Genomic DNA, 3,037 nt, shown 5'->3' with positions numbered 1-3,037 from the left:
CCCTTATTCGCCGGCGCGGCGATGGCGATCTCGAGCGTGAGCGTGGTAAGCAATGCGCTGCTGCTCAAGCGCTGGAAGCCACAGCAATCTCAACGGGAGCAAGCATGAACACAGGCACAAGCATGAACATCGGCGAAGCCGCACAGGCTTCCGGCGTCTCCGCCAAGATGATCCGCCACTACGAAGACATCGGCCTGGTGCCGAAGGTGGCGCGCACCGATGCCGGCTATCGCATCTACGGCGAGCGCGACGTGCACCTGCTGCGTTTCATCCGGCAAGGCCGCGTGCTGGGTTTTTCGATGAAGCAGATCGGCGACCTGATGGGCTTGTGGCTGGACCAGTCGCGCCCGAGCCGCAAGGTCAAGCAACTGGCGAACGATCACATCGCCGAACTCGATATCAAGATCCGAGAATTGCAGGCAATGAAATCAACCTTGCAACGACTCGCCCACGATTGCCACGGCGACAACCGGCCCGATTGTCCGATCCTCGATGCCCTGAGCGCCGAGCTTCCGTCCGGGACACATTGACCATCTGACCAAGCCCATGACAAGCACGCTTCCCGACACCATTCGCTGGGGCATCATCGGCTGCGGCGCCGTCACCGAACGCAAGAGCGGTCCGGCCTATCAGCAAACTCCCGGCTTCGCGCTGCATGCCGTGATGCGCCGCGACGCCGCCAAGGCTGCCGACTATGCGCGCCGGCATGGAGTTGCGCGATACTACGACGATGCCGACGCGCTGATCGCCGATCCGGACGTCGATGCCGTCTACATCGCGACGCCGCCTGACACGCACCTGCTCTACGCCTTGAAAGTGGCTGCAGCGAACAAGCCCTGCTGCATCGAAAAACCGATGGCGCCGACATTCGCCGAATGCGAAGCCATCTACACGGCTTTTGAAAGCCGTGGCCTGCCCTTGTTCGTGGCCTATTACCGGCGTTCGCTGCCGCGCTTCGCGCAGGTCAAACGCTGGCTCGACGACGGTCGCATCGGGACACCGCGCCACGTCAGCTGGCAATTCAGCCGCACACCCTCGCCGCTCGACCTGAGCCGCGCCTACAACTGGAGAACCGATGCGGCGATTGCGACGGGAGGCTACTTCGACGATCTTGCCAGCCACGGCATCGACCTGTTTGCACACTTGCTGGGCGAGGTGACGGAGGCGTCCGGATGCAGCGTCAATCAGCAGGGATTGTATTCAGCCTGCGATGCGGTCGGCGGCGCGTGGTTGCATGCCGGCGGCGTGACCGGCAGCGGCAGCTGGAACTTCGGCAGCTTCGAACGTTGCGACAAGGCGGAGATCACCGGCAGCCTCGGCAAGATTGCCTTCTCGGTGTTTGAAGAAACGCCGCTGCAGCTGACCACTGCTGCCGGCGCCGAGGAAGTTGTCATTGCCAATCCCGACAACATCCAGTTGCATCACGTGCGCAACATGCACGCGCACCTGCGCGGAAACTCCACGCATCCGTCGACCGGACGGACTGCGGCGCGCACCACCTGGGCGTTGGATCGTATTCTGGGAAAAGCTTCTTAGAACGGCTCAACTTTCTTGACGTCGATCGTCGCGTCCTTGCCAAGATGCTTGTCGACCTTGCCGTGGATGCGCACCTGGGTAGTTTCACTCACCGGCGTGGACGGGAAATGCTTGTCGTCGATCTCGATCTCGATCTTGCCGCTGTTGTCCTGGAACGTGTAGTGCTCATCACGCAGCTTGGCGATGATGAAGCCGACCAGCACCACATGCGTGTCGTCGGCCGACTTGGCGGCGCTGGCGACCGTCTGTATCGCCGGCTTGTGCGAGGGGCCGGTGTATTGGGCGAATGCGGGAATTGCAGCGATGGCAGCGACGGCAGCGACGGCAGCGACGGTCAAGCGTGCGGACAAGGCTAACGCGCAAGCAGAGGATTTTTTCATGACTGTTCCTTGTATTTATCTCGGGAGGAACAGGTTCGAAAGTTTCGCGCGATATTGGTTCCTGCGCCGTAATACTCAATGACAACCGCTGCCGTGGCTGCCGAGATTGACCGGCTTGCTGTCGTCGCTCATGTTGGCCAGTCCTTGCAGGATGCCGCAATCGCGGGTCGCCTGCGCCGTATCGCATTGCGCGCGCAGGCTCTTCAGTTGCGCCTGCAATTTTTTCAGCTCGGCGATGCGCTGGGCAACGTGGCCGATGTGCTTGTCGAGCAAGGCGTTGACCTCGCCACAATTTTCTTCCGGCGCATCGCGGAATTGCAGCAGGCTGCGCACCTCGTCGAGCGTCATGTCGAGCGAACGGCAATGGCGGATGAATTGCAGTCGCTCAACATGCCTGTCGCCGTACAGGCGGTAATTGCCCTGTGAACGCGTGGGCGCGGGCAGCAGAGCTTCGCGCTCGTAATAGCGGATGGTTTCGACCGGGCAATCGGTGCGCGCCGCCAGTTCGCCTATCTTCAGTGCATCCATGCTTTTCTCCAAACAACCAACCTGCAAGCAAGGTTATAAAAGGCTTGACCTTGTAGCTGGTTCAGGGTTTTTAATATACAGCAAGCCCCCATCTTCCGCTTGTCAGGAGCACGCATGTCGAATTGCTGTAACCACGATCACGACCACAACCATGGCAAGAAAACGATCCATGAGCATAGTCACGGACATGCACATGAACACGCTCACGACCACACCGAAGCAGCCGCAGACAATACCAAACCGGCCGGCCTCGCCGATGCCGAAGAGGCCGTGTTCTTCATCCAGAAGATGGACTGCCCCACCGAAGAAAAACTGATCCGCGCACGCCTGGGCAACATGGACGGCATCGCCGCCATGCAGTTCAACCTGATCCAGCGCGAGCTGACCGTGCAGCATCGCTTGCCGTCGGTCGCGCCCATCGTCAAGACGCTGACCGCGCTCGACATGCTGCCCAAGGTCAAGAGCGACACGCTCGATGCCGAGGCATACATGAGCGACGATGACGATCACAGCGCATCCTATGCGATTCCCGCGCGCAAATGGCTGATGGTCGGCATCGCCGGCGTGGCGGCGTTGGCGGCGGAAGTCGTCGC

Annotated in this window: 4 protein-coding genes and 1 pseudogene; 3 read left to right on the top strand and 2 right to left on the bottom strand. The window is 60.9% G+C overall.

Annotated elements, in window-relative coordinates; all coding sequences use genetic code 11:
• Positions 1-122 precede the first annotated feature (122 nt).
• Together cueR and HLUSI_RS0119720 are read left to right on the top strand one after the other, a co-directional pair.
• Positions 123-530 carry a Cu(I)-responsive transcriptional regulator gene (cueR, locus tag HLUSI_RS0119725; protein ID WP_016835584.1) on the top strand — a complete coding sequence of 136 codons (408 nt, stop codon included), beginning with the start codon at positions 123-125 and terminating at the stop codon, positions 528-530.
• A gap of 16 nt (positions 531-546) precedes the next feature.
• Positions 547-1,536 (top strand): Gfo/Idh/MocA family protein, encoded by a 990-nt coding sequence (locus tag HLUSI_RS0119720; RefSeq protein WP_016835583.1) that lies wholly within the window; start codon positions 547-549, stop codon positions 1,534-1,536.
• Here HLUSI_RS0119720 and HLUSI_RS0119715 read toward each other — a convergent pair.
• The gene (locus HLUSI_RS0119715) at positions 1,533-1,916 is read right to left on the bottom strand and encodes a YgiW/YdeI family stress tolerance OB fold protein (protein WP_157137931.1); all 384 of its coding nucleotides are present in this window, start codon (positions 1,914-1,916) and stop codon (positions 1,533-1,535) included. The genes HLUSI_RS0119720 and HLUSI_RS0119715 overlap by 4 nt on opposite strands.
• A gap of 75 nt (positions 1,917-1,991) precedes the next feature.
• A complete protein-coding gene (gene cadR, locus HLUSI_RS0119710) occupies positions 1,992-2,444 on the bottom strand; it encodes a Cd(II)/Pb(II)-responsive transcriptional regulator (protein ID WP_016835581.1) in 453 nt (150 codons plus the stop codon).
• A 114-nt stretch (positions 2,445-2,558) separates the two neighbouring features.
• Here cadR and HLUSI_RS29720 point away from each other — a divergent pair.
• Positions 2,559-3,037 (top strand): annotated as a pseudogene (locus HLUSI_RS29720) (heavy metal translocating P-type ATPase); the annotation flags it as partial.

The organism is Herbaspirillum lusitanum P6-12, from assembly GCF_000256565.1.
In the GTDB taxonomy this organism is placed as follows: domain Bacteria; phylum Pseudomonadota; class Gammaproteobacteria; order Burkholderiales; family Burkholderiaceae_D; genus Herbaspirillum; species Herbaspirillum lusitanum.
This window is presented reverse-complemented; position numbering and strand designations above follow the sequence as displayed.